Origin of the sequence: Actinoplanes sp. NPDC051470, from assembly GCF_040682035.1 — a bacterium.
Taxonomy (GTDB): domain Bacteria; phylum Actinomycetota; class Actinomycetes; order Mycobacteriales; family Micromonosporaceae; genus Actinoplanes.
Map to the genome: position 1 here is coordinate 223,734 of NZ_JBFBAA010000008.1, position 23,219 is coordinate 246,952.

Annotated in this window: 22 protein-coding genes; 5 read left to right on the plus strand and 17 right to left on the minus strand. The window is 70.7% G+C overall.

The annotated features are described in order from the left end of the window. Nucleotides 1-185 precede the first annotated feature (185 nt). The gene (locus AB0M54_RS17120) at nt 186-1,031 is read left to right on the plus strand and encodes a serine/threonine-protein kinase (RefSeq protein ID WP_364330768.1); all 846 of its coding nucleotides are present in this window, start codon (nt 186-188) and stop codon (nt 1,029-1,031) included. A gap of 220 nt (nt 1,032-1,251) precedes the next feature. Here the strand turns inward: AB0M54_RS17120 and AB0M54_RS17125 are convergent, their stop codons facing one another. Together AB0M54_RS17125 and AB0M54_RS17130 are read right to left on the minus strand one after the other, a co-directional pair. Further along, nucleotides 1,252-2,292 (minus strand): endonuclease/exonuclease/phosphatase family protein, encoded by a 1,041-nt coding sequence (locus AB0M54_RS17125; RefSeq protein WP_364472150.1) that lies wholly within the window; start codon nt 2,290-2,292, stop codon nt 1,252-1,254. A 461-nt stretch (nt 2,293-2,753) separates the two neighbouring features. Then, nucleotides 2,754-3,188, minus strand: coding sequence for an anthrone oxygenase family protein (locus AB0M54_RS17130; protein ID WP_364472153.1), 435 nt, complete (start codon nt 3,186-3,188; stop codon nt 2,754-2,756). Between the two features lie 67 nt (nt 3,189-3,255). On the opposite strand from AB0M54_RS17130, the gene AB0M54_RS17135 reads away from it, so the two are divergent. After that, nucleotides 3,256-3,912: a TetR family transcriptional regulator gene (locus AB0M54_RS17135; RefSeq protein WP_364330760.1), complete on the plus strand. Its 657-nt coding sequence runs from the start codon at nt 3,256-3,258 to the stop codon at nt 3,910-3,912. A 269-nt stretch (nt 3,913-4,181) separates the two neighbouring features. Here the strand turns inward: AB0M54_RS17135 and AB0M54_RS17140 are convergent, their stop codons facing one another. The 6 genes from AB0M54_RS17140 to AB0M54_RS17165 are packed head-to-tail and all read right to left on the minus strand — an operon-like array spanning nt 4,182 to nt 9,130. After that, nucleotides 4,182-5,027, minus strand: a complete 846-nt coding sequence (locus AB0M54_RS17140) for an NAD(P)-dependent oxidoreductase (RefSeq protein WP_364330757.1) — start codon at nt 5,025-5,027, stop codon at nt 4,182-4,184. A 21-nt stretch (nt 5,028-5,048) separates the two neighbouring features. Continuing rightward, the gene (locus tag AB0M54_RS17145; protein WP_364472155.1) at nt 5,049-6,062 is read right to left on the minus strand and encodes a hypothetical protein; all 1,014 of its coding nucleotides are present in this window, start codon (nt 6,060-6,062) and stop codon (nt 5,049-5,051) included. Nucleotides 6,063-6,101: 39 nt separating this feature from the next. Next, the gene (locus tag AB0M54_RS17150; protein WP_364472158.1) at nt 6,102-6,881 is read right to left on the minus strand and encodes an ABC-2 family transporter protein; all 780 of its coding nucleotides are present in this window, start codon (nt 6,879-6,881) and stop codon (nt 6,102-6,104) included. 2 nt (nt 6,882-6,883) lie between these two features. Further along, on the minus strand, nt 6,884-7,669 hold the full coding sequence (locus AB0M54_RS17155; protein WP_364330749.1) for an ABC-2 family transporter protein: 786 nt from the start codon (nt 7,667-7,669) through the stop codon (nt 6,884-6,886). Further along, entirely contained in the window at nt 7,669-8,676 is a 1,008-nt protein-coding gene (locus tag AB0M54_RS17160) for an ATP-binding cassette domain-containing protein (protein WP_364330746.1), read from the minus strand. The genes AB0M54_RS17155 and AB0M54_RS17160 overlap by 1 nt, the downstream gene beginning before the upstream one ends. A gap of 46 nt (nt 8,677-8,722) precedes the next feature. Beyond that, complete coding sequence (locus AB0M54_RS17165) at nt 8,723-9,130, minus strand: Imm10 family immunity protein (RefSeq protein WP_364472161.1); 408 nt, start codon at nt 9,128-9,130, stop codon at nt 8,723-8,725. 233 nt (nt 9,131-9,363) lie between these two features. Here AB0M54_RS17165 and AB0M54_RS17170 point away from each other — a divergent pair, with 233 nt between their 5' ends. Continuing rightward, a complete protein-coding gene (locus tag AB0M54_RS17170; protein ID WP_364472164.1) occupies nt 9,364-10,827 on the plus strand; it encodes a CehA/McbA family metallohydrolase in 1,464 nt (487 codons plus the stop codon). 29 nt (nt 10,828-10,856) lie between these two features. Here the strand turns inward: AB0M54_RS17170 and ptsP are convergent, their stop codons facing one another. From ptsP to AB0M54_RS17195, 5 genes are all read right to left on the minus strand, one after another. Next, nucleotides 10,857-13,256, minus strand: a complete 2,400-nt coding sequence (gene ptsP / locus AB0M54_RS17175; RefSeq protein WP_364472279.1) for a phosphoenolpyruvate--protein phosphotransferase — start codon at nt 13,254-13,256, stop codon at nt 10,857-10,859. Next, a complete protein-coding gene (gene dhaL / locus AB0M54_RS17180) occupies nt 13,256-13,882 on the minus strand; it encodes a dihydroxyacetone kinase subunit DhaL (protein WP_364330734.1) in 627 nt (208 codons plus the stop codon). Before dhaL ends, ptsP begins: the two co-directional genes overlap by 1 nt. Nucleotides 13,883-13,884: 2 nt before the next feature. Next, nucleotides 13,885-14,886, minus strand: coding sequence for a dihydroxyacetone kinase subunit DhaK (gene dhaK, locus AB0M54_RS17185; protein ID WP_364330732.1), 1,002 nt, complete (start codon nt 14,884-14,886; stop codon nt 13,885-13,887). Between the two features lie 69 nt (nt 14,887-14,955). Further along, on the minus strand, nt 14,956-16,866 hold the full coding sequence (locus tag AB0M54_RS17190) for an RNA polymerase sigma factor (RefSeq protein WP_364472167.1): 1,911 nt from the start codon (nt 16,864-16,866) through the stop codon (nt 14,956-14,958). A 7-nt stretch (nt 16,867-16,873) separates the two neighbouring features. Then, nucleotides 16,874-17,197 (minus strand): YciI family protein, encoded by a 324-nt coding sequence (locus AB0M54_RS17195; RefSeq protein ID WP_364330727.1) that lies wholly within the window; start codon nt 17,195-17,197, stop codon nt 16,874-16,876. Between the two features lie 137 nt (nt 17,198-17,334). Here AB0M54_RS17195 and AB0M54_RS17200 point away from each other — a divergent pair, with 137 nt between their 5' ends. Next, complete coding sequence (locus AB0M54_RS17200; RefSeq protein ID WP_364330724.1) at nt 17,335-17,952, plus strand: DUF998 domain-containing protein; 618 nt, start codon at nt 17,335-17,337, stop codon at nt 17,950-17,952. Between the two features lie 79 nt (nt 17,953-18,031). Here AB0M54_RS17200 and AB0M54_RS17205 read toward each other — a convergent pair whose 3' ends face one another. Continuing rightward, nucleotides 18,032-18,532, minus strand: coding sequence for a hypothetical protein (locus AB0M54_RS17205; RefSeq protein WP_364472170.1), 501 nt, complete (start codon nt 18,530-18,532; stop codon nt 18,032-18,034). 441 nt (nt 18,533-18,973) lie between these two features. Here AB0M54_RS17205 and AB0M54_RS17210 point away from each other — a divergent pair, with 441 nt between their 5' ends. Beyond that, nucleotides 18,974-20,365, plus strand: a complete 1,392-nt coding sequence (locus AB0M54_RS17210; protein WP_364472173.1) for a cytochrome P450 — start codon at nt 18,974-18,976, stop codon at nt 20,363-20,365. 172 nt (nt 20,366-20,537) lie between these two features. On the opposite strand, the gene AB0M54_RS17215 is transcribed toward AB0M54_RS17210, so the two are convergent. From AB0M54_RS17215 to AB0M54_RS17225, 3 genes are all read right to left on the minus strand, one after another. Beyond that, complete coding sequence (locus AB0M54_RS17215) at nt 20,538-21,485, minus strand: arabinan endo-1,5-alpha-L-arabinosidase (protein ID WP_364472176.1); 948 nt, start codon at nt 21,483-21,485, stop codon at nt 20,538-20,540. A gap of 83 nt (nt 21,486-21,568) precedes the next feature. After that, a complete protein-coding gene (locus AB0M54_RS17220; RefSeq protein WP_364330713.1) occupies nt 21,569-22,030 on the minus strand; it encodes a hypothetical protein in 462 nt (153 codons plus the stop codon). 55 nt (nt 22,031-22,085) lie between these two features. Further along, nucleotides 22,086-23,195 (minus strand): endonuclease/exonuclease/phosphatase family protein, encoded by a 1,110-nt coding sequence (locus AB0M54_RS17225; protein ID WP_364472179.1) that lies wholly within the window; start codon nt 23,193-23,195, stop codon nt 22,086-22,088. Nucleotides 23,196-23,219: the final 24 nt, after the last annotated feature.

Here is a 23,219-nt window from a genome sequence, read left to right on the forward strand (position 1 = left end):
AGCACCGCGGCGGTCGTACGCGGACCCGCACTCGCACGCGCACGCGGACCCGCACGCGCGGCTGATCCGGTCCTCTCCGACGGGTGTTTTTCCGGCGTCCGTCGGTGCCGAAGCGGAGATCCGCCCGGGTGCCTCACCGAACACCCGGGCGGGTCTCCGACCACATTCTTCAGACTGGACTGGTCATGATCGACGAAGTTGTGCCGGCGCCGGCCCTCGACGACGAGGACGGCGAACCGATCTGGTCGTTCGCCGAGGGCGCCTCGATGCCCGGCAGCTTCCGCGCGTGGGAACGGCTCGGCGTCGGCATCCGCTGCGAGACCTGGCTGGTCTGGTCGCCGCGGCTGTGGGGGCCCGCGGTGCTCAAGCTGCCCCGGCCCCACCAGGTGGGCAACCCTCGGTCGACACGCTCGCTGGCCCGCGAGGTGGCCGCGCTGAGCGACAACCCCCATCCCGTGCTGCCGCGGCTCTACGAGGACGGCATCGGCGAGGAGATCCCCTACGTGGCAACCGAATACGTCGACGGGCCGACCCTGGCCGACGAGATCGACGAGACGGGTCCGCTGGGCGCCGAAGACGTCGCGCTGCTCGGCATCCAGGTGCTCGCCGGGCTGCGTACGCTCCACCAGCACGGGGTTGCGCATGTCGACGTGAAGCCGGAGAACATCGTGCTCCGCGACGGCCGCCCGATCCTCATCGACTTCGGCTCGGCGCGCGAGATAGGCGCCAGACAACCAACCGGCCGGCCCGTGGGTACGCAGGGATATGCGCCTCCCGAGATGGAGGCGTGCGAGCCGATCACCCCCGGGATGGACGTGTACGCCCTGGGCATGACGTTGCGCGAGGCGCTGACCGGCTCGCTGCACGGGGCCCTGCCGAAGGACGGGCTGGGTGAGGTGATCGCGCGGCTGTGCGAGCCTGACCCGGCGCGCCGGCCGACCACCGAGGGCGCGCTGGCGCTGCTCGGCGTGACCTTGGACGAGGACGTGCGTCCCTGGCCGGGCTGGGTGCGGCCCTACTCCGGCCGATGATCACCAGGTTGGAACACTTCACGCCCCGGGTGCACGAGGCGCCCATCCATCTCGTGCGCCCAGCCGCCGCGGCCCACTTCACGATGCCCGCGCTTCCCGAGAGACGCTCGACCACGACCGATGCCCCCAGCCGATGCCCCACGGCCGAACGCGCTCCGCCGGTACGCGCGGCCGATGGTCTCGGACGATGCTTTCGGCCTCGGACGATGCTTTCGGCCTGCTACAGGTCGAGGTCGATGCAGGCCGGGTCGTGGTCGCTGCCGTCGCCGGTGATCTGGGTGCGGCGCATGACGTGGGCGGCGGCAATCGGAAGGTCGGTGGTGGTCCAGATCTGGTCGAAGCAGCTGTAGCTGTTCTTCTTGTTCGCTCGGTGGCGGTGGGTCCACATGGTCGGGGACTCGGCGGCGAACCTGTCCTCGACCAGCGCGCCGGTCCGGGTCGGGCCGGGGATCGTGGTTGCGGCGGTGATGTGCTCGACCATGCCGTGCCGGGTCAGGGCGGACAGCGCGACGCCGGCCGGATCGTCATTCAGGTCGCCGAGCACGACTGCTCGCTTGGTGATCCGCTGCTTGCGCAGGATTGCCGCGATGGCCTCGGTCTGCCGCGTACGCTTCGCCTGGATCGCAGCGTGCGCCTCCTCCACCTCGGCCGGGCTGAGCGCGAACTCGTCCGTGACGAAGTTGCTCTTCAGGTGGTTGACGAAAACGTTCACTGGCTTACCGTCCGGCGCCTCGACCGCCACCTGGAGCAGGTCCCGGCTGAACACGCGGCCGCCGAAGTAGCGCCACGAGCTGATCCGCTCGATCGGCGCCCGCGAGCAGACGGCCACGTCGATCCGGCGCGGGTCGTTGCCCTCGATCACGACGCGATACGGATAGTCGACGCCGAGAGCGGCCAGGTCCTCGCGGCAGAAGGTGTCCAGTGTGTCCTGGTCCTCGACCTCCTGCAGGCAGAGCACGTCGGCGTCGAGAGCGGCGATCCGCCGTGCCACCCAGGCCCGGGCCTTCGGGTCCTTGCCGCTGACCAGCCGGCCCGCGAAGGTGCGCAGGATCCCGGTCAGCTCCTGCCCGTCGGGCAGCACGATCCGCACGACGTCCCCGCCGGCCGACTGCCCGTCCATGGTGACCGCGCCGGCGGCCGCCTCTTTGCTGTCGGCATGCAACTCCGGCAGCGCGGCGTCAGCAACGGTACGAGGCAGATCCGCCGCGAAGCTCCACCGCGAGAAGAGATTGTTGACGTTGAACGTAGCGACCCGCAGCATCTTCACTCCTCGACGGAGACCGTCCCCACCACCAGCCAACCCCTTCCCGACCTGCGCTCTTGTCACCCACCCGACCCTTGGCACCAACCCGAGCCGATCAACCGACACCATCCACACCGAACGGCCACGCTCCTCCCCCTCAACGCCCCACTCCCGCCACCCGAACAGCAAGCCAGCGCAGGCAGGGCGGCAGGGTGGCAAGGCGGCGAACCAGAGCGGACGGCGGGCAGCGCGCGCAAGGCAGGCGACGCTCGGGCAACGCAAGCAGAGCAGGCGGCGCAAGCGAGGCGGGCAGCACGAGCGGGGCGGGCAGCGCGGGCAGGGGCAAGCAGGGCGAGCGGCGCACCCTGAGCGGGCACGGCAGGTGGCACGAGCTGAGCGTGTAGGCGGCGGCCCGGCGCAGGCAGACCAGCAGGCCAGCAGATCAGCAGATCAGCCCACCGTACGGGCGGAGCCAGTGCCTAAGTGGTGGCGGCGAAGGCGAAGCAGACGAAGGCCAGGATCGCGGCCGAGGAGCGGAAGACGTCGATGCGCTCCCAGCGGACGACGGTGGCGCGCCAGTCGGTGGGTGGGGCGTCGGCGCGCCAGTCGCTGACCTTCATGTTGATCGGGACGGTGCCCAGGAAGGCGAACAGCAGGAACGCGAGCAGCAAGGCCACGCCGGCCCAGCGGAAGGGTGCCGCGTCGGCGATGAGGACCGCGACCGCGGCGACCACCGTTGGCACCATGAGGATCGGCACGACGACCCGCAGGGAACGCACCAGCGCCACCCGCGCCGCGATGTGCGCGCGGTCGTCTAGGTTGCGCAACGCCGGCTGCACGCCCCAGCGGACGATCAACTCGGCGCCCGCCAGCAAGCCGGCCAGCACGAGACTTACCGCTTCCAGCACAGCCATTGCCCGACACCTCTTCCGCAAAAGTTCAGTGACTAGAAATTTACTGTAGCAGCACTATGCTGGCGTGGTGACCACGGAAGACGGGGCCGGGCTGCGGGAGCGCAAGAAGAAGCTGATGCGCGCGCAGTTGTCGGCCACAGCGACCGAGATGTTTCTGGAACGGGGATTCGACGCGGTCCGGGTGGCCGAGATCGCCGCGGCCTGTGGGGTGTCCGAGAAGACGGTGTTCAACTACTTCCCGGCCAAGGAAGCGCTGTTGCTGGATCGCTTCGAGGACACGCTGGCCGCGGTGCGCGGGGCGCTGGCCGACCTGGAGACGTCACCGGTCGATGCCGCGCTGGGCGTGCTGGGCGGCGAGTTGAATGGGCTCGTCACCTGGGTTGCCGAGCAGGACGACCCGGCTTCGGCGGCCGAGTCGCTGCGGCGGTTCCGCGAGTTGAGCACCAGCACGGCGAGCCTGCGTGGCTACCGGCACGAGATGATCGACAAACTGACCGCCGCGGTGACGGAGAACCTCGCCCACCGGGCCGGCCGACCGGCCGACTCCCCCGAGCCTCAGATCGCCGCGATCGCCCTGGTCGGCCTCTGGCAGGTCCACGCGGCCAGCCTCAACCGCCACCTCACCGACATCCGCAACCCGGCCCGCCTCCGCAAAACGGTGATCGCCGACGTCCGGCGAGCCGCCGACGCCATCGCTCCGCTGTTCGCGACCTTCACCCGATGACAGATCGCCCGGAAGGAAGACCGGCGCATGACGGCTGCCGGAACCTGACCGCCATCCGAACGGAAGACGTCACGGGCCGAAAAACGAACGCCGGGAACCCTGACGGCCATCCGAACAAGCGACGTCGCGGGAAGAAGAACGAAGACGTCGCGGGAAGAAGAACGAAACAGGCGCCCCGGAAAGCCGGCCTGAACAGCCGAAACCAGCCCGAGGCGAACACCAGGCCAAAAACGCACACCAGGCCAAAGACGAACGGCCAGGTAAAGCCGCTACTTCCCGGTAAAGGCCTCCGCCACCGCCGCCATGTCGCTACCGCCATGCCCCGCCTCGGCCGCCCGCGAATACAACCGCAGCACCGCGTCAAGCAGCTCCGGCGGAAACCCGGATTCCGCCGCCGCCTCGACCATCAGCCCGACATCCTTGACCACACCATCAACAGCGAACGACGTCGTGTAGTCGCCGGCCAGGATGGCTTTGCCCTTGAGCTGGGCGTACGGCGCCCCGGTCGGGCCGCCGTCGATGGCCTCCAGGAACAGGGCCGGGTCGATGTCCAGGGCGCGGGCGAACTGCACCGACTGGCCGATGCCGGCCATCAGCAGCGACACCCAGGCGTTGCACACGAGCTTGAGCCTGGTCGCCGCCCCGATCGACGGCCCGGCCACCACCACCCGCGAGGCGATCGCGTCGAACACCGGCCCGCACCGGTCGATCAGCTCGGAATCTCCGGAGGCCAGCACGATCAGCGCGCCGTCCTCGGCCGGCTTCTTCGTGCCCAGCACCGGCGCGTCGACGAGCGCGTCGACCCCGTCGGCGATCTCGGCGATTCCGGCGACGCCGACCGTGGCGCACTGGATCCACACGGCCGTTGGGCCGAGCGCGCTGACGATCGCCGGCTTCGCGGCCAGCACCGCGGCCGCGTCGAAGAGCATGGTGATCACCGCGTCGGCCCCGGTGACCGCCTCCTCGACACTGCCGGCGGCGACGGCGCCGTCAGCCGACAACGCCGACGCCTTGGCCGGGGTCCGGTTCCACACCGCCACCTCGTGCCCGGCCCGCAACAACGAATGAACCACGCCGACGCCCATGACCCCGGCGCCCAGAACCGCAATCCGCATGTCGAGAACGCTAGCGCAGCCTCAGACCAGCCGGACGAAGACCGTCTCCGGATGGTCGTACTTCTCCACGTACCGTGACTGAACCTCGGCCGCCTCGTCGTCACCGTCCGGCAGCACCGTGACCTGGAACGACCGCTCGGGCGCGTGGTGCAGCACCGCCCGTACCGTCGACGCCCCGGCCCGTGCGATGTGCGCGACCACCTCCGGGTCGGCCAGATAGAAACGGTCACCGACCAGGAGAAACCTCGCCGTGTACGAGCGTTCCTCGCCCGGGTCGGCGATGGTCACCCGGGTACGCCAGTAGTCGTCCACCGGCATGCTCCGGTCCCACAGCTCCTCGAACCGCTCGGTCACGAACCCGCCCAGCGGCGAGTCCTCGGACACCTCCAGCTGCGAATGGTCCCCGGACAGCCGGCCCAGTGGCAGGAACGAGGCGAGCAGGCGGTCGTCCCAGCAGTAGACCTGGAGGGAGGCCGAGGTCGAGTACAACCGCACCTCGCATCGATGCCGGAGCGCCTGGTCGAGCCCGAGGTGGAATTCGTTCAGTGTCTGTAGGTTTCGCCGCGACTCGGTGGCCACGTCGCCACGGCCGCCCAGCTCGACGGTGCGCTGGGCGGCGGCCACCGAGTCGGGGTGCATGAGCATGATCCGGACCGTGCCGCCGCGCCGGAGCAGGTCGGTCGCCGCGGCGAGAAAACGCTGGTCGTGCGGGGGCAGCAGCAGCCGGGAGAAGGTGTGCAGGATCCGGACGCTGGAGGCGGCCGCCCTGACCCGCCCGATGTACCAGGGAAAGTCGAGGTGCCGATGCTCACGGACCCGCCCGCGCTCGGCCCGCCGGATGATCGGCGTCAGCGCGAAGATCACCACGAGCGTGCCGACGAACTCGGAACCAAGATTCAGGGCCAGATTCGATCCGTACGCTTCGCCGCCCCGCGCGAGCCACAGCAGGAAGACCGACACCGCCGCGAAGATCACGACTACCGGCAGCGTCCGTGACCGCACCACTTGCCCGAGCCAGACGCGAAGCATCCTCATGAGAAGCAGCGTAGGACGGCGGCACACGATCCACAGTGTTCAGTTGCCGGCGGACTCGTACCGGCGCAGGCCGCGCTTGAAGATCGTCAGCGCGACCACCGCGCAGTAGACCGCGACCAGCGGCGTGAGCAGGCCGATCCACCGGTTCGACCCCTCGTTGAGCAGGTATGCGGCCGGGAAGAAGCTGACGAACGCGAACGGCAGCACGAAGCCCAGCGCGGCCTTCAGCGCCAGCGGATAGATCGACAGCGGGAACCGGGCCAGCTCACCGACCTGGTGCACGGCGAAGGCGAACAGCGGGCTGGGGCTGGACAGCCAGAACGACACCGCGTTGGTGGCCAGGTTGATCGACAGCTTGATGACGATCGCGCTGATCAGCAGCACCACGCCGATCAGCACCCGCCACGGGGTCCAGGCGACGGTGCTGTGCGCCAGCGCGGTGCCGACCATCGCCCCGCCGACCAGGATGTTGCTCAGGCCGTTGATGCCGAGCACCGAACTGGACGACTGCAGCACCACGGGGTATGGCCGCACCAGGAAGTAGTCGAGCTCACCCAGGTTGATCTGCCAGGCCAGCTGCCACATGCCCTCGAAGAAGAGCGACCCGACGCCCTCGGCCAGCGCCACCACCCCGAACATCAGCAGCACGGCCCAGAACGTCCAACCGTTCAGTGACGGAACCTTGGCGAACAGGGCGGCCAGGAAGACGATGTTCACCACCTGCATCAGCACCGTGGCGACGGCCAGCGTCCAGAAGTCGGCCTCGTACTCCAGCAGGGCGCGCAGATGGGCCCCGAGCAACCGCAGATAGAGCCGCATCCTCAACCCCCGTTGACCGTCAGTTGACGGACCGCCGACCGCCACAGCAGCCGCGCGCCGAACCACAGCACGACCACCCAGCCGAGCTGCACCGCGACCAGCAGCGCTCCCTCGCCCAGGTCGACCCGCCCGATGTAGATCAGCGCCGGCGTCGAGGTCAGCCCCGCGAACGGCGACCACTTGGCCAGCGTGCCCAGCCAGTCCGGCAGGTAGACGAGCGGGATCAGCGCGCCGGACAGCAGGTTCACCACGGCGATCCGCGCCCACTGCACGCCCATGTAGTTCTGCGTCCAGAAACACACCAGCGAGGTCAGATAGAGGATCAAGAACTTGAGGGGTACGAGGAGCAGCATGCTGATCGCGAACAGCGCCAGCGCCGGCCCGGCCGGCACCGAGATCCCGCCGAGCGCGAACCCGACCCCGGCGCACGCGACGATCACGATCAGCACCTCGATCCAGAGCCCGCCGAGCGCCTCGGCGAACCGCGACCGCTGGTAGTCGACCGGCTTGACCAGGTCGAGGGCGACCGTGCCCTGCAGGATCCGGAACGCCATCCGGAAATCCCCGTTGATCGACACCAGGGCGCCGGACGCGAACGCCACCAGCAGGTACGCCTGCATCTGGGGCCAGGTGAAGCCCTCCACCGGCGACTGGGCCAGCAGCACCCGCCAGACCGCCAGCAACGCGACCAGCTGAACCAGGTAGGCCACCATGCCGAGCAGCACGTTGAGCCGGTATTCGAGCGCGCTCAACGCGATCGCCCGCGCCTGAGCGGTGTAGGCGCGCATCACGAGCGGTCCAGCTGGAGCTCGCCGGAGTAGACGCGGCGGATGACATCTTCGATGCTCGGCTCGTCGACCCGGAAGTCGACCAGGGTGGCCAGGCCGGCCAGCGCGGTGACGGCCTGACCGGCAGTAAGGACGAACCGGTCGAAGCGTACGGAGAGATGCCGTGGCGTTTCACCCTCGGTGATCACCGCACCGGGCAAGGCGACCCGCACCGCCTCGATCGCGGCCGGCTGTTCGGTCTCGACGTGCAGGATGCGCTCGCGGGCATACCGGTCCTTCACCGCGCCGAGGTCGCCGTCGAAGATGATCCGGCCCTCGTCGATGATGACCAGCCGGCGGCAGAACCCTTCGATGTCGGCCAGGTCGTGGCTGGTCAGCATGACCGTGGTGCCTTCATCGCGCAGCGTACGGAAGAATTCCCGGACCCTGTCCTTGACCGCCAGATCGAGGCCGATGGTGGGCTCGTCGAGATAGACCACCCGCGGGCCGTGCAACATGGCGGCGGCCAGGTCGGCGCGCATCCGCTGGCCGAGCGACAGCTTGCGGCCCAGCGTCGGCAGGATCTCGCCGAGGTCGAGCACCTCGTCGAAGCGGGCCAGGCGCTTGCGGTAGGTGGCGTCGTCGAGGCCGTAGATGTCGCGCAGCACCGCGAACGACTCACGGACCGGAAGGTCCCACCAGAGCTGGGTGCGCTGACCGAAGAGGACACCGATACGGTGCGCGATGGCGGTTCGGTCACGCCGCGGATGCAGACCGTCGATGCGTACGTCGCCCGAGGTCGGCACCAGGATGCCGCTGAGCAGCTTGACCGTGGTCGACTTGCCGGCGCCGTTCGGCCCGACGTACGCGACGGCCTCGCCCGCCTCGATCGACAGGTCGACGTGATCGACCGCGACCTTGTCGGTGAACCGCCGCCGGAACAGGTGTTTCACCGACCCGGCCAGCCCCGGGTCCTTCTCCGGTCGGCGGAAGACTTTGGTGAGGTCACGCGCTTCCACGATCGGCATGCCCGGAACCCTACGAAAGCCATCGATGTCCGGGCGACCGACTTTCTCAGAAGCCGGTCAGCGTGGGCCGCGCCGACGGGCGCCCCCACAGCACGATGCCCGGGAAGAGGTCGCGGAACTCACGCCGCTCGTCCGCGTCCACCTGCAACTCGACCTCGACGTCACGGTCCAGTTCGAGGGTGTCCGCGGCCTCCGAGCTCAGCCGCAGCACCAGCCGGTCACTGTTCAGCGCCACCGACTCCAGCCCGCCGTAGAAGGTCAGCCCCTCGGCCGTGGTCAGGCAGTAGCTGTCCCAGCCCATCCGCACGTCGGCGGCGTCCGGCTCGTCGGCCGACCGCATCACGATGAACGCGAACCCGGCGCCGTCCCCGTTCCCCGCGAACCCGGCCTCCAGAACGTCCAGCTCCTCGTCCCGCACGGCGCTCATCACCCGCGCGATCAACCGCGTCGTCATCGGTCCTGGCCTCCCCGTATGACCAAATCCGTTCCACCGTGGACGGTAGGCCACCCCACGATCACGCGCGAGGCGGCCGCTATGACGGTAACGCCGTCGCGCGGACGGCGCTGGACCCGCGCCGATCCATGGGGTAGGACGGAGGGGGTCGCGGCCGAACTGGCCGCAACCCCGTCACATGGGCGTCGCCGGGCGGTCAGCCCGAGGCCACGGCGCGCCGGGAGGGTGGGCCCATGCCTAGCCGACGCAACCTGCTGATCAGCGCGGCCGCCGGAAGCGCGGCCGTCACGCTCGACCCGGTGTCGTTCGCCGTCGCGGCCCCCGGTGGCACGGAGACCCGGACCCTGACCGGCACGATCCCCTACGGCGCGCCCGACTGGGTGTACGTGCCGCTGGAGATCCCGACGGGCGTCAACAAGATCGAGGTCAGCTACGCGTACGACCGGCCGGCGCCGCCCCCGGGACAGGCCGGTAACGCGCTGGACATCGGCATCTTCGACGAGAGCGGCCACGACCTGGGCGACGCGCGAGGGTTCCGGGGCTGGTCGGGCGGGTTCCGCACGGAGTTCGCGATCAGCGCGGCCGAGGCGACCCCGGGCTACCTCCCCGGCCCGATCCGGCCGGGGACCTGGCACGTGATCTTCGGTCCGTACACGGTGCACCCCCAGGGTTTGACCTGGACCTTGACCGTCACGCTGAGCTACGGGGCACAGCCGGCGCCGTTCCAGCCACGCCCGGCGCCGCTCCAGGCGACCGGCCGGGGCAAGGCGTGGTACCGCGGCGACCTGCACCTGCACACCGTCCACTCGGACGGGCGCCGCACCCCGGCCGAGCTGGCCTCGGGCGCCCGGGCGGCGAAGCTCGACTTCTTCGTCTCGACGGAACACAACACGACCAGCGCGCACGGCATCTGGGGCGAGTACGCGGGACCGGACCTGCTGATCATCAACGGCGAGGAGATCACCACTCGCAACGGGCACTACACCGCCCTCGGGCTGCCCGCGGGCACCTGGATCGACTGGCGCTACCGGGCGGCGGACGGCGGGCTGCAACGCTTCGTGGACCGCATCCACCGGGCGGGCGGTCTCGCGGTGGCGGCGCACCCGAACGCTCAGTGCGTGGCCTGCGGATGGCGGTTCGGGTACGCGGGGCTGGACGCGGTCGAGGTGTGGAACGGACCGTGGACCCCGGACGACGACGCCGTCCTGGCGGCGTGGGACAACTTGCTGGTCAGCAACCGGGGGCGCCAGTGGCTCCCGGCGGTCGGCGCCAGTGACGCACACAGCGAGCCCCAGGTGATCGGACTCCCGCAGACCGTGGTCCGGGCCGACAACCTCGACCGTCGCTCGGTCCTCGCGGCTGTGCGGGCGGGGCGGTCGTGGATCGCCGAATCCGCGGCGGTTTCGCTGTCGTTCACGGCGGCCACGCCGCGGGGGCGGGCGGAGATCGGTGATCGGCTCCCGGCCGCGGCGGACGACCCGGTTCAGGTGACGCTTTCGGTGTCCGGCGCGCCGGGAGGTACGGCGCGGCTGATCTCGGATCAGGGCGTTCGGGTTACGGCGCCGCTGTCCGCTGAGGGGACGGGGACGGTCGCGTGGCCGACGAACTCGCAGAACTCCCGGTATGTCCGGGCTGAGGTTCGTCGAGCCGATACGTCGATGGTGGCGTTGACCAATCCGATCTTCATCGGGGGCTGAGGGTGCCTTCCGCCCGGCTTTGACTTCGGTCACTGAAGCAATGCTGCGCGGACCGCGTCCGCGTCCGGAAGGTCCAGCACGTCAGGGTTGGAAGCGGGGGCGGAGCGGACGGCCTCCTTGACGCCTGGGATCGACGGTGGCGAGACGGAGAGTTCGCGGACGCCCAGGGCGATCAGGAGCGGGACTGCTGCCTCGTCGGCGGCCAGTTCGCCGCATACAGCGACCGTAAATTTGTTGCCGGCTGCCTGGCAGGTGGCGGCTATCAGGCGGAGGACGCCCGGGTCCAGGGCGTCGGAAAGTGTTGCCACTGAAGGGTTTCCGCGTTCGGCGGCCATGGCGTACTGGGTCAGGTCGTTGGTGCCGATGCTGGCGAAGTCGATGTGGGCGGCGAAGGTCGACGCCTTCAGGGCCGCGGCCGGGACCTCGATCATGATGCCGACCTCCAGGCCTGCGGGCCGTCCGATGCCGGTTCGGGCGATGGCCTCGTCCAGGGCCGTGCGGGCCGCCGTCAGCTCGGTCAGGGTGCTGATCATGGGGAACATGACGCTGACCGGGGTGTCGCGGGCGGTTCGGACCATGGCGGTCAGTTGGTCGGACAGCAGGGTGAGGTTGGCCAGGGAGTGGCGGATGCCGCGGCGGCCCAGGAAAGGGTTCTGCTCGGGTGGGGTGGGGATGTAGGGCAGGGGCTTGTCGCCGCCCACGTCGAGGGTGCGCAGGGTGATGCGGCGGCCGTCGAGGGCCTGGGCTATGGCCCGGTAGGTGGCTTCCTGTTCGTCGACGTCGGGGGCGGACGGCCGGTTCAGGAACAGGAACTCGGTGCGGACCAGACCCGCGTGGTCGGCGCCGTTGGCGGCGGCCGCCTGGGCGTCCGCGGTGGAGCCGAGGTTGGCGCCGACGCGGATGGTGACGCCGGATGGGGTGGTTGCCGGGCGGGCGGCGGTTGACAGGGCGCGCCGGCGTTGGGCGGTCTGGTCGGTCGCGCGCTTGCGGAAGTCGGCCAGGACTTCGGGGCCAGGGTCGAAGACCACTTCTCCGGTACGGCCGTCCAGGGCGACTGTGGTGCCGGGGGCGACGTCCAGCGCGGCCGGCCCCACGCCTACCACCGCGGGGATTCCCTTGGCCCGGGCCAGGATGGCGCCGTGAGCGGTGGGGCTGCCGGCGGCGAGCACGATTCCGTTGACCGTGGCGGGGTCGAGGGCAGCCGCCTCGGCCGGGGTCAGGTCCGGGGCGATCAGGACGCCCGTACCCGTCGGAGGGGTTGCGGTTGCACCGATCAGGGCGCGCAGGACCTGGTCGGCGACGGCTCGGACGTCGGCCGCGCGGGCCTGGAGGTAGGAGTCGTCGAGCGCGGCGAACTCGTCGGCCACCCGGGCGGTGGCGGCCGACCAGGCCTGGGGGGCGGCGGTGTCGTCGGCGATGCGGCCGCGGGCGTCGTCCAGGAGGTCGGCGTCGTCCAGGAGCAGCAGGTGGGCGTCGAAGATGCCGGCCTCGGCGGTGGGTGTGGTGCTGCGCAGGTGGTGAATCTCGGCTCGCACCGCGTTCAGGGCTTGGTCCAGGCGTTGGCGCTCGCGATCCGCGCCCAGGGATGGCACGTCGGGAAGGTCCGGTGTGGACTGTCGCGGCAGCCAGGCCGGTCCTGTTCCGATGCCCGGAGATGCCGGTTGCGCGCCCGGTCCGGGGCTCGGTGGCGCGGGGGCCGGGGCCGTGTCTTCGTCGAAGGCTCGTGCGGCCAGGGCGAGGATGCGGTCGATCGCCGGCCGGGCCTGGGGGCCGGATGCGCGTACATCGAGTTCGTGGTTCTGATGTGCGCCGAGGGTGGCTACTCGGGAGAGGCTGGACGCGGGCACCCAGGCAGAATTCGTGGTGCGGTTGCGGATCTGCACGGCGGCGCCGGACTCGCGGGCCTCGGTCACCAGGCGGGCGGCGGGGCGGGCGTGCAGGCCGTGCGGGTTGGTCACGGTGAAAGTGGCGGTGGCGTCCGGGATTCCGGGCTCGGGAACCTCATGTTCCATCAAGGTTGAGGTTCCCAGCTGGGATTCCTTGCCGGCCAGGCCGGCCACGGCCTCGGCGGCCACCTCGGTCCGGTCGGCGCCGTTGGCGGCGGCCACCGCGGCCGCGACCAGGCCCTCGACCAAGGGGGCGGGGCAGAGCACGACTCGATCGCGCTGGTCGGGGTCTTCCAGCAGGTCCAGGGCCAGGTCGGCGGAGAGGACGGCGCTGCCCAGGTCCATCAGGACGACCACGCCGTCGCCGCGGTCGGCGGTCGCGATGGCCTCGGCGATGGCCACCGCGTCGGTGCCGAAGGTGTCGGCGTCGAGGCCGGCGGCCACCGCCAGCGTGAGGTCTTTGCCCTGGACCATCTCGACGGCCAGGGCCACCGCGGCGTCGGCCAGCGCCCGGCTGTGGCTGACCACGACCAGCCCGGTCATCACCCGGGCAGGGTGGCGGCCGCGGCCGCGAGCAGGAGGGTCATCGAGGTCGCGCCCGGGTCCTGATGGCCGGCGCTGCGTTCGCCGAGGTAGCTGGCCCGGCCCTTCCGGGCGACCATCGGGATCGTCGCCTCGCGGCCCGCCTCGGCCGCGCGTACGGCCGCATCCATCGCCTCGGCGAACGGCTGGCCGTCGGCGATCGCGGCGTCCAGCGCGTCGACGGCCGGCGCCAGCGCGTCGTACATCGTCTTGTCGCCCGCCACCGCCTTGCCCCGCGCCACCACCCCGTCGAGCGCCGCGCGCAGCGCCTTGGCGAAGCCCGCCGCGTCCAGCGTCTCGTCGTCGCCGGCCGCCGCGGCCATCCGCAGGAACGCCGTGCCGAAGAGCGGCCCGCTCGCCCCGCCGACCGTGCTGACCAGCGTCATCCCGGTGCGTTTGAGCACCGCCGCGGGGGTGGCCGGGCTCTCCTTGCCGAGCATCGCCACCACCGCCTTCATGCCGCGGTCGAGGTTCGACCCGTGGTCGGCGTCGCCGATCGCCGAGTCGAGCTCGGTGAGCATCTCGCGATGGGTCTCGACGAGCCGCGCGAACTCGGTCAGCCAGGCGGTCAGGGAAGCCGGATCCACGCTCACGCTCCCCACCGCAGACCGGGCGTGTTCACCGGCGCGTCCCACAGTCGCAGAATCTCGTCGTCGGCCTTGAGCAGGGTGACCGAGGCGCCGGCCATGTCCAGGCTGGTGATGTACGGCCCGACCAGCGACCGCGCGACCGTGACACCCGCCTTGGAGAGGATCGAGGCGATCTCGCTGTACAGCACGTAGAGCTCGATCAGCGGGGTCGCGCCCATGCTGTTGACGAAGGCGATCACGCCGTCGCCGCCGGTGAAGTCGAGGTCGGCCAGAATCGGGCTGACCAGCATCTCGGCGACCTCGGAGGCGGGCGCGAGCGGCACCCGGCGGCGGCCCGGCTCGCCGTGGATGCCGATGCCGATCTCCATCTGGTCGTCGGGCAGGTCGAAGGTGGGCTTGCCGGCGGCCGGGACAGTGCACGAGGTCAGCGCCAGGCCCATGCTGCGCCCGCTGTCGTTGACCTTCCGGGCCAGGTCGGCGACCTCGCTGAGCGAGCGGCCCTGATCGGCGGCGGCCCCGGCGATCTTCTCCACGAGGACGGTCACGCCGACGCCCCGCCGGCCCGCGGTGTAGAGGCTGTCCTGCACGGCGACGTCATCGTTGGTGACCACCGAAACCACCTGTACGCCGGTCTCGGCCTCGGCCAGCTCGGCCGCCATCTCGAAGTTCATCACGTCGCCGGTGTAGTTCTTGACGATGTGCAGCACGCCCGCGCCGCCGTCGACCGCCTTGGTGGCGGCGAGCATCTGATCGGGCACCGGAGAGGTGAAGACCTCGCCCGCACAGGCCGCGTCGAGCATGCCCGGCCCGACGAACCCGCCATGCAGCGGCTCGTGGCCCGACCCGCCGCCGGAGATCAGCCCGACCTTCCCCCGCACCGGGGCGTCACCCCGGATGATCAGGCGATTCTCATGATCCACCCGCAGCTCGGGATGGGCCGCGGCGATGCCACGGAGCGCGTCGGACACCACGTTCGCCGGGTCGTTGATGAGTTTCTTCATCGCTGGCTCCCTCGCCGCTCTGAATCGCCCAGGGGGGCTTTATCGACACGCTACGCCGAAGATCGGTGTTCAGTGCTGGCCGTTCGGAGGATCCTTGAGCCGGCGGAGGGTGTGCCCGGTGATCCGCTTGCAGAGGTATTCGGCGCGCTCGTAGGACAGCCTGCGCCGCCCGGTCTCGGGGCATCGGTCGGCCTCGGCCAGGGGGCGCGACGGCACCGGCCGGCGGTCGGCCAGGAACACCGGTCCCCGGGTACGCCCGGCGAGCAGCTGTGGGAGCAGCCGGGCGGTGCCGGAGCGCCAGGTGACCCAGCGGCGACCGGCCCGGGCCCGCCGATCGGCCAGATCGAGATCTTCGACGCCGAGGGACAGCACGGCCTGGATCGGCGCGCCCGACTCTTCGATCAAGGTCCACAATGTACGTTCACGCAGCGGCACGGATTCGCTGTGCCACACCACTTCTCGCGCGGCCTTCTCTGCTCGCGTGGTGTCCTTTCTGGACAATCCGCTGGCCGCCTCGCTCCGGCCGATCCAGGCGGCGAAGGTGCGGGCCGCCGCCACGTGCCGGTTCCAGGTCGCCGGCGCGGCGTCGCCCCACGCCACCGCGAACGCGCGCGCCACCCGGTCGGCGGTCAGCTCGCCGAGCGGCAGCCGGTCACCCAGGCTGCGACGCAAACGCACCATCGTCTGCCGGTACGACCGGAGCGTCGCCGCCCCGAGATCGTCCCGGGCCAGGAACGCCTCGGCCACCTCGCCCAGCGTCGGCTCGCCCGGCCCTGCTTCCCCGGCCTTTTTCATCAGGAAGGCGCGTTCGGCGGCATTGGCGGCCAGGTCGGCGGCCCGGCCGAACTCCAGCCGTGCCTCCGCGATGCGGCCGAGGCGCAGCAGCAGGTCGGCGCGGACGCTCGGCAACAGGTGGAAGTCACGCAGCGCCGGGTCGGCGAGCAGCGGCTCGACCAGCTCCAGCGCCTCGGCCGGATCGCGGGCGAAACTCACCGCCACGGCCCGGTTGAGCCGGACCACCGGGGTCGGCAACAGGCGTTCGAGCAGTTCGTAGAGGGTGGCGATCTGCGCCCAGTCGGTGTCCTCGGCGGTGCGGGCCTGGGCGTGACAGACGGCGATCGCGGCCTGCAACACGTACGCTCCAGGCGTACCCCCCAGCTCTCGGGCCCGAAGCATCGCGGTGAAGCCGCGCCGGATGAGCAACTGATCCCACAGCCCGCGGTTCTGCTCGTGCAGCCGCACCGGAGCGCCGTCCGGGCCGGTGCGCGCGGCCGACCGCGACGCCTGGATCTCCATCAGCGCGACCAGACCATGCGCCTCGGCCTCGTGCGGCGCGAGCTCGGCCAGAACGCGCGCCAGCCGCAACGCCTCCCGGGTCAGCTCGGGCCGCAACAGGTCGTCACCGGCCGTGGCCGCATAACCTTCGTTGAAGATCAGATACAGCACTTCGAGTACGGAGGAGAGCCGCCCCGCCAGCTCGTCCGGCGGCGGTAACTCGAACCTCGCGTGAACCTCGGCCAGCGTGCTCTTCGCCGCCGCGATGCTCTGCTGGATCACCGGTTCCGTGGTGAGGAAGGCGCGCGCGATCTCGGCCGGGCTCAGGCCGGCCACCATCCGCAGGGTCAGCGCCGCCCGGGTGCGCGGCGCGAGCGCCGGATGGCACGCGATGAACATCAGACGCAGGACGTCGTCCGGCTGCTCCTCCAGCGCGTCCACGGCCAGCCGCGGCGCCAGCTCCTCGAACCGGCGCGCGCGGCGGATGTGGTCGACCGCCCGGCGCTTGGCGATCGTGGTCAGCCAAGCGCCGGGATTGTCAGGGATGCCGTTATCGGGCCACTGTTCGAGCGCGGCGAGAAGCGCGTCCTGGGCGATCTCCTCGGCCAGCCCGACATCGTGCAGCAGCCGCATGAGGGCGGCCACGATCCGGGCCGACTCCAGCCGCCAGACCGCGTCGACGGTGGCCCTGACGTCGTCGTTCACCGTCTTGTCACGGCCCGTAGACCTGCTGGATCACGCTCTTGCCGTCACCCACGATCCGCCGGAAGCGCCGGCCCAGCTCGATCGCCTCGGCCTTGGAGCCGACCTCGACCAGCGCGAACCCGCCGACCGCCTCCCGCGACTCGGCGAACGGCCCATCGGTCACCGTCAGCTCATCACCCACCGACGTGAGCACCACCCCTTCCGGGGCGAGGCCGCCGGTGGCCAGCAGCACACCCTTGGCGGTCATCTCCTCGATGAACTTGGCCATCTCCGCGTACAGCTGCTCGTCCGGCTGGTCATCGGCCGCCATGGACGTCATCAGGAAGCGCATATCGCTTCTCCTTCTCGCTCGGGTCCTGTGCCCCTACGTCGACCGGCCCATGTGACAGGGAATTACGCCATTCCCTGTCACATCTTCGGGCCGACGACCTGATGACAGCAACCTTCTTCGCAGAGAGGCGCCCACTCATGACCACCATCGCCACCACCGCCCGTCCCGCCGTCGCCACTCGCACGCTCCTGACCGCCGGCGCCGTAGCCGCCCCGCTGTGGGCCGGGGTGTCCCTGACCCAGGCCTTCACCCGCGACGGCTTCGACCTGACCAAACACCCGCTGAGCCTGCTGAGCACCGGCACCTTGGGCTGGCCGCAGATCACCAACTTCGTCGTGGCGGGCATCCTCCTGCTGGCCGGAGCCGCCGGCCTCCGCCGCACCGCCGCCGGCCCCTGGACCCCACGCCTGGTGGCCACCAGCGGCCTCGGCATGATCGCCGCCGGCCTCCTGGTGATGGACCCCGGCAACGGCTTCCCCGCCGGCGTCACCGCCATCCCGACCACGATGACCTGGCACAGCATCGGCCACATGGTCGCCGGCACGATCACCTTCACCGCCCTGATCGCCGCCTGCTACGTCCTGGCCCGTCGCAACCGCTCCGTCCCCGCGGCCGTCGCGGGCACGGCCCTCCTGATCGGCGACGTCTACTGCTCGGCCGGCGGCAAGGCCGGCTCCTTGACCCTGGCCATCGGCGCCATCACCGCCATGCTCTACATCTCCTACACCGCAGCCCGCCACCGCCACGCCGCGTGACCGGTTCCTGGGCAGTCGAAGGGCGGGTCGTCCGACCTGCCCTCGGCGTTCATCTCCCCTTCGTTCATCTCCCCATCGTTCATCGAGCGCCGGAACCGAGAGGACCTACCTCCGTCTCGCCACTTTCGGGCTCAGGACGGTCACTGAAGGAAACGGGGCCAGGCCGACGGGTGAGGCGGTCGTGGAGCCGCCGGCTGGGCATGACAAAGGCGTAGAAGAGCACGTCAGCGGCGACCTTGCCGACCACCACGCCCGTGGAGACGTCGTCGAACAGGGCCGGCCCGGCAGCCAGAAGTAAGGGACGAGTCACGAAGGTGTCGATCAGCTCGGCCGGACCGAACTCGACCAGAAGACTCCGCAACGAGCGGAGGGTAGGCCGCCCGGCTCGGCGCCACTCGAGACCCAGAATGACCCCGTAGAAGCCGAAGGTCTCCGCAACGCTGCCGCACTGCCCAGCGATGAAGTGGGAGGCACCCCACCGATAGGCGGCCCAGATCGCGCCGAAGGCCGCCGCGGTCCCGGCCACCTCGGCCGCCAGATACCGCGATAGAACCTCGCGAATACGTCTAAAACTGGGCACAAGTGGACCGTAGGGTTCGCCGAGCCCCCGCCCCGGACAAAGTGCCCGGCCTCGGCCGGCCGGATTAGTCCGGACGACCAGCGCCCACCTCGACCGTTCGGCCGCACACCCACCCGTCCCACCGCGGTAGGGGTGCGTTGCCGTCGGTGCGTACCCGGTTGGGTTCTGCCCCCGCGTCGGCGTGCTCTCGCTGAGTGCCCGCTCTCACGCTGTTCATGGGGCAGAGGTGGGTTGCCAGGCGCGCGACGGTGGTAGGGCCAGACGGGGACAACGGTCGCGTCCCTGTTACTGCGTCGCCCCGGCAGTCAGGGCGAGCGGCGGCAGCGGACGAGCGGGCAGCTCGGGCGCCTGGGGAACATCGGACGGGCTGACCCCGGCCCGTTTGCCCGGCCCGATCGGGGGCACCTCGTAGTTCGGGGAACCGAACCTGGGAGGGCCGCCATGTCGCAGCTTCCACCGGGATCCCGGCTGCCCGCCCTGGTCCAGAGCGTCCACGCCGCCCGCGACCCGCTCGGTTCGGTGCGTACGCTGCGCCGGGCCCACGGCCCGATCTTCACCCGCCGGCTGATCTCGGAGGCGCCGCAGGTTGTGGTGGCCGACGTGGCGGCGGCGCGGCAGGTGTTCGCCGACCCGACCGGCGCGGGGCTGGTCGGATGCCCGCGGAAGCGCCTCTTCGAGTCGGTCGTCGGCGAGCATTCGCTGTTCACCATGGACGGGCCGGCGTGGGAACGGCACCACCGGCTTCTCGCGCCGGCGTTGCAGGGACGGGCGATCGAGGCGTGGCGGGACACCATCGCCGAGATCACCGACCGGGAGATCGCCGGGTGGCCCGCGCATCGGGCGTTTCCGCTGCACCGGGCGATGCAGCGGATCGCGCTCGAGGTGATCGTCCGGCTGGTGTGGGGCGCCCGCCTGCCCGAGCGGCGGGGCCGGTTGCGCGTGCTCGCGCCACGGATGCTCGACCGGCTGTCACTGGCGGCGCTGGTGATGCCCCCGCGGGTACGCGATCGGATGCTCACCGCGAACGGCTTCACCGACCTCCGCGAACGGCTGGACGAGGTGCTGTTCGCCGAGATCACCGACCGACGCCGGCAGCACGGAAGCAAGAGCGGCGGCGCGCGCGGGCAGCACGGAAGCGAGAGCGGAAACGGGCGCCGGCAGCACGGAAGCAAGAGAGGAAGCGGGAGCGGCGACGGGGACGGGGACGGGGACATGCTGTCGCGCCTGGTCGGTGAAGAGGAGGACGACCAGGCGGTTCGCGACGAGATGGTCACCCTGCTGCTCGCCGGCCACGAGACCACCGCGGCGGGGCTGGCCTGGGCGTTCGAGCGGCTGCTGCGCACGCCGCGGGTCTGGGAACGGCTGCGCGACGAGCCCGAGGACGAGGAGTTCCTGCAGGCGGTGGTCCGCGAGACCCTGAGGATCCGGCCGGTTGCGCTCACCGGTCACCGCCGGCTGGTCGCGCCGATGGAGATCCTGGGGTACGAGATCCCGGCCGGCTGTTCCGTCCTCCCGATGATCCGGCTCATCCACCAGGACCCGGCGGTCTTCCCGGACCCGGCCGCCTTCCGCCCGGACCGGTTCCTGGGCGACGAGGCCGGCCCCGCCATGCGCGCCTGGCTGCCGTTCGGGCACGGCGCCCGCTATTGCGTCGGGGCCCGGCTGGCGATGCTGACCATGCGTACGGTCATCTCCCGGGTCGCCGCCTCCACCGACCTGGCCGCGCCCGACCCCCGGCCCGAGTCCCAGCAGCTCCGCCAGGTGACCGTGACGCCCGGCAGCGGCACCCGGGCCGTCGCCCGACCCCGCCGTCGCGAACCTCTGTTCACATAGGACTCCCGATGTGGCCGGCGTCCGATGAGGACTACGGCCGGGACCGCCGGAGAATTGAATGTGAAAAGGGTGACCACTCACGCACGTGGAGCGCAGCGACCCTCGGCGGGAGCGACGGTCAGCACCACCCACCCGGCTACGACCTGAACTTGATCTTGATTTGATGAACGATCTAATAAACGAACGGCCACCCGTTCTCATATCCGACGAGATTGATGCCGAGCAAGGAAGTCCCATTGTCGGCGTAGTAGTGGTAGAACAGCGCGTCGGCGTCCGAGTCGGCCAGCAGCGCCTGATGCCCGGGCCCGTGGATGCTCCCGTGACCGGCCAACATCTCGGTGCCGCCGCCCGAGGTCATCGCGACGCCGTTGCGGTCGACGTACGGCCCGGTGATGCTCGCCGAGCGCCCGACCATGACCCGGTACGTGCTGGAGGCGCCGCGGCAGCACAGGTCGAACGACACCCAGAGGTAGTAGTAGCCGCCCCGCCGGACGATGACCGGCGCCTCGATCGCGCCTCCGTTGCGGCCGGCGATGGCCCGGACGGTGCTGTCCGACCGCTTGCCGGTGGCCGGATCGAGCGCGATCAGCTTGATGCCCGACCAGAACGAGCCGAAGCTCAGCCACCAGTGCCCGTTGGCGTCGACGACCAGGTTCGGGTCGATCGCGTTGAAGTTGTCGCTGGTCCGGGACTCGATGACCAGGCCCTGGTCGGTCCAGGAGCCGGCCGCGCCGGTGCTGCTGGTGGCCAGGAAGATGGCGGACCGGTTGGAGCCGAAGGTCGAGGCCGAGTAGTACATCAGGTATCGGCCGCCCTGGTAGGACAGGTCGGGCGCCCACAGGTTGCGGCTGCCGCCGGTGTAGCTCGTCGTCCACGGCGCGCCGTTCGGGAAGGCCTGGCCGGCGGTGCGGAAGGCGGTGCGGTCGGTCGAGGTCTTGAGGGCGATGTTGTCGCCGGTGTGCGCCACCAGGTAGACGCCGTCGGGTCGTTTGACGGCGGTCGGGTCGTGCACCCCGACGTCGCCGGTGACGCGTCCGGGATTCGGATAAGCCGCGGCCCCGGTGGTGATGAGAACGACCAGGGCGACCACGACAACGGTGATTTTCCGGGTGACTGCCATGCCTGCGATGGTCGGCGTACGCATTGATGACGGTCAAGGTGTTGCCGTTGTTTGTATTGGCAGATCGCTTTTCGGAAACGTGATCACCAGGTGTGGTGCTTGAACCAGGACCGGGCCGCGCGGGTGTTCAGCAGCAGCAGGAAGAAGGCCGGCTGGATCAGGGCGATCAGCGCCGTCGGGTCCTGCGCCACCCAGGTGGCGTAACCGATCGCGGCCACGCTCAGCAGCAGGAACATGTTCAGCAGGATGCGGGCCCAGTTGCGGCCGAGCTGGAGCCGGCGGCCGAACCACATGGTGATCAGGCCGATGACGGCCAGCACGGCCACCGCGGCGATGGTCGCGTAGAGCCGGTCGTCCGGGTTGATCCGGATCCGGTCGTCCCAGGTCCCGGTGTAGGCCACCAGGCCGGCGCCGGCCGCGGCGAGCAGATAGATCGTGCCGCCCAGGTAGTACAGGATCGCGATGAAGTGGACGCTCACCGGGGCACTGCGGCGCATCGGGGGCTCCGGCTGCATGAACACGGGCTGGGGGTATGCGTAAGACATGCCAACAGCGTGGCCGAACCGTGATCAGCGCGAATCCCGGAAACGTGCCACCTGATCAGAGCGCGATGTCGGCGTAGATGGCGGCGTGGTCGGAACCGGCGTGGACGGCGGCCGTCATCGTGTCGTAGATCGGCCACAGGGTGCCGCGCCGGCCGCCCCAGACGCCGCGGCGGAAGATGCCGCCACCGGTGGCGGCGCCGAACATCGGCGGGCTGAGCAGGACGTAGTCGAGTTTGTTGCGGGCCGTGCAGTAGCCGTACGTGCCGGGGCGGCCGTTGTCGTCGAAGCGCGGGTGGGTGCTGATGTCGCGCAGGTCGGTGCCGGTGAGCAGGGGTGCGAGCGGCTCGCTGTCGGGGGTGTCGTTCAGGTCGCCGACCACGGCCACGTGCTCGATGCCGTCAGCGACCAGGTCGCGGTAGATCTCGGCGACCCGGGTGGCCTGGCGGCGGCGGATCGCGTCGGAGGCGAGCTTCCCGCCGTACCCCTTGCTCTTGAAGTGGTTGACCAGGATGGCCACGGGCACGTCCCGCGGGGTCCGGAAGAGGAACTCGGCGCAGTCGCGGCTGAACACCCGGCCGCGCTCGTCGGTGTCGTCGACGTGGCTGACCTGCCGGATCAGCGGGTAGCCGGGGCCGGACAGCACACCGACGTCGATGCCGCGCTCGTCGTTGCCGTCCACGACCATGACGTGCGGGTAGCGCGCCTTGCCCCGGTCGAGCAGCCCGGCGTCGGCGAAGCGCTTGAGGGCGATGCGGCTCTCCGCCTCGATCACCCCGACGATGTCGCCGCCGACGTCGGCCAGCACCCGCGCGGTGTTGGCCAGGGCGAGTTCGTCGACCCGATCGGTGGTCAGCTCCACCCAGCCGATCCACGACGCGCGGCCCTCGGCGATCACCATGATCTTGCCGTCCCGGGACCGGCGCAGCAGCCGCCCACGGTTCTGCCGCAGCCGCGCGAACTTCGCCGTGTCGCCGCGAAGAAGCCCCAGCTTGCGCAGCTCACGCAGGATCTCGTGCTTGATCGGGTCGGTGTAGGCGGGTTCCTCGAGCAGGACGCAGATCTTCTGGTACGCCTCCAGCACCGGCCGCCCGGCCGCCCAGGTGCCCTGGTCGAGGGCGCGGGCCCGGTTGAACAGGTTCTCCACGTTGTACGCGGCGATACGCATAGCGCCTCCGGTCCATCCTGGTGG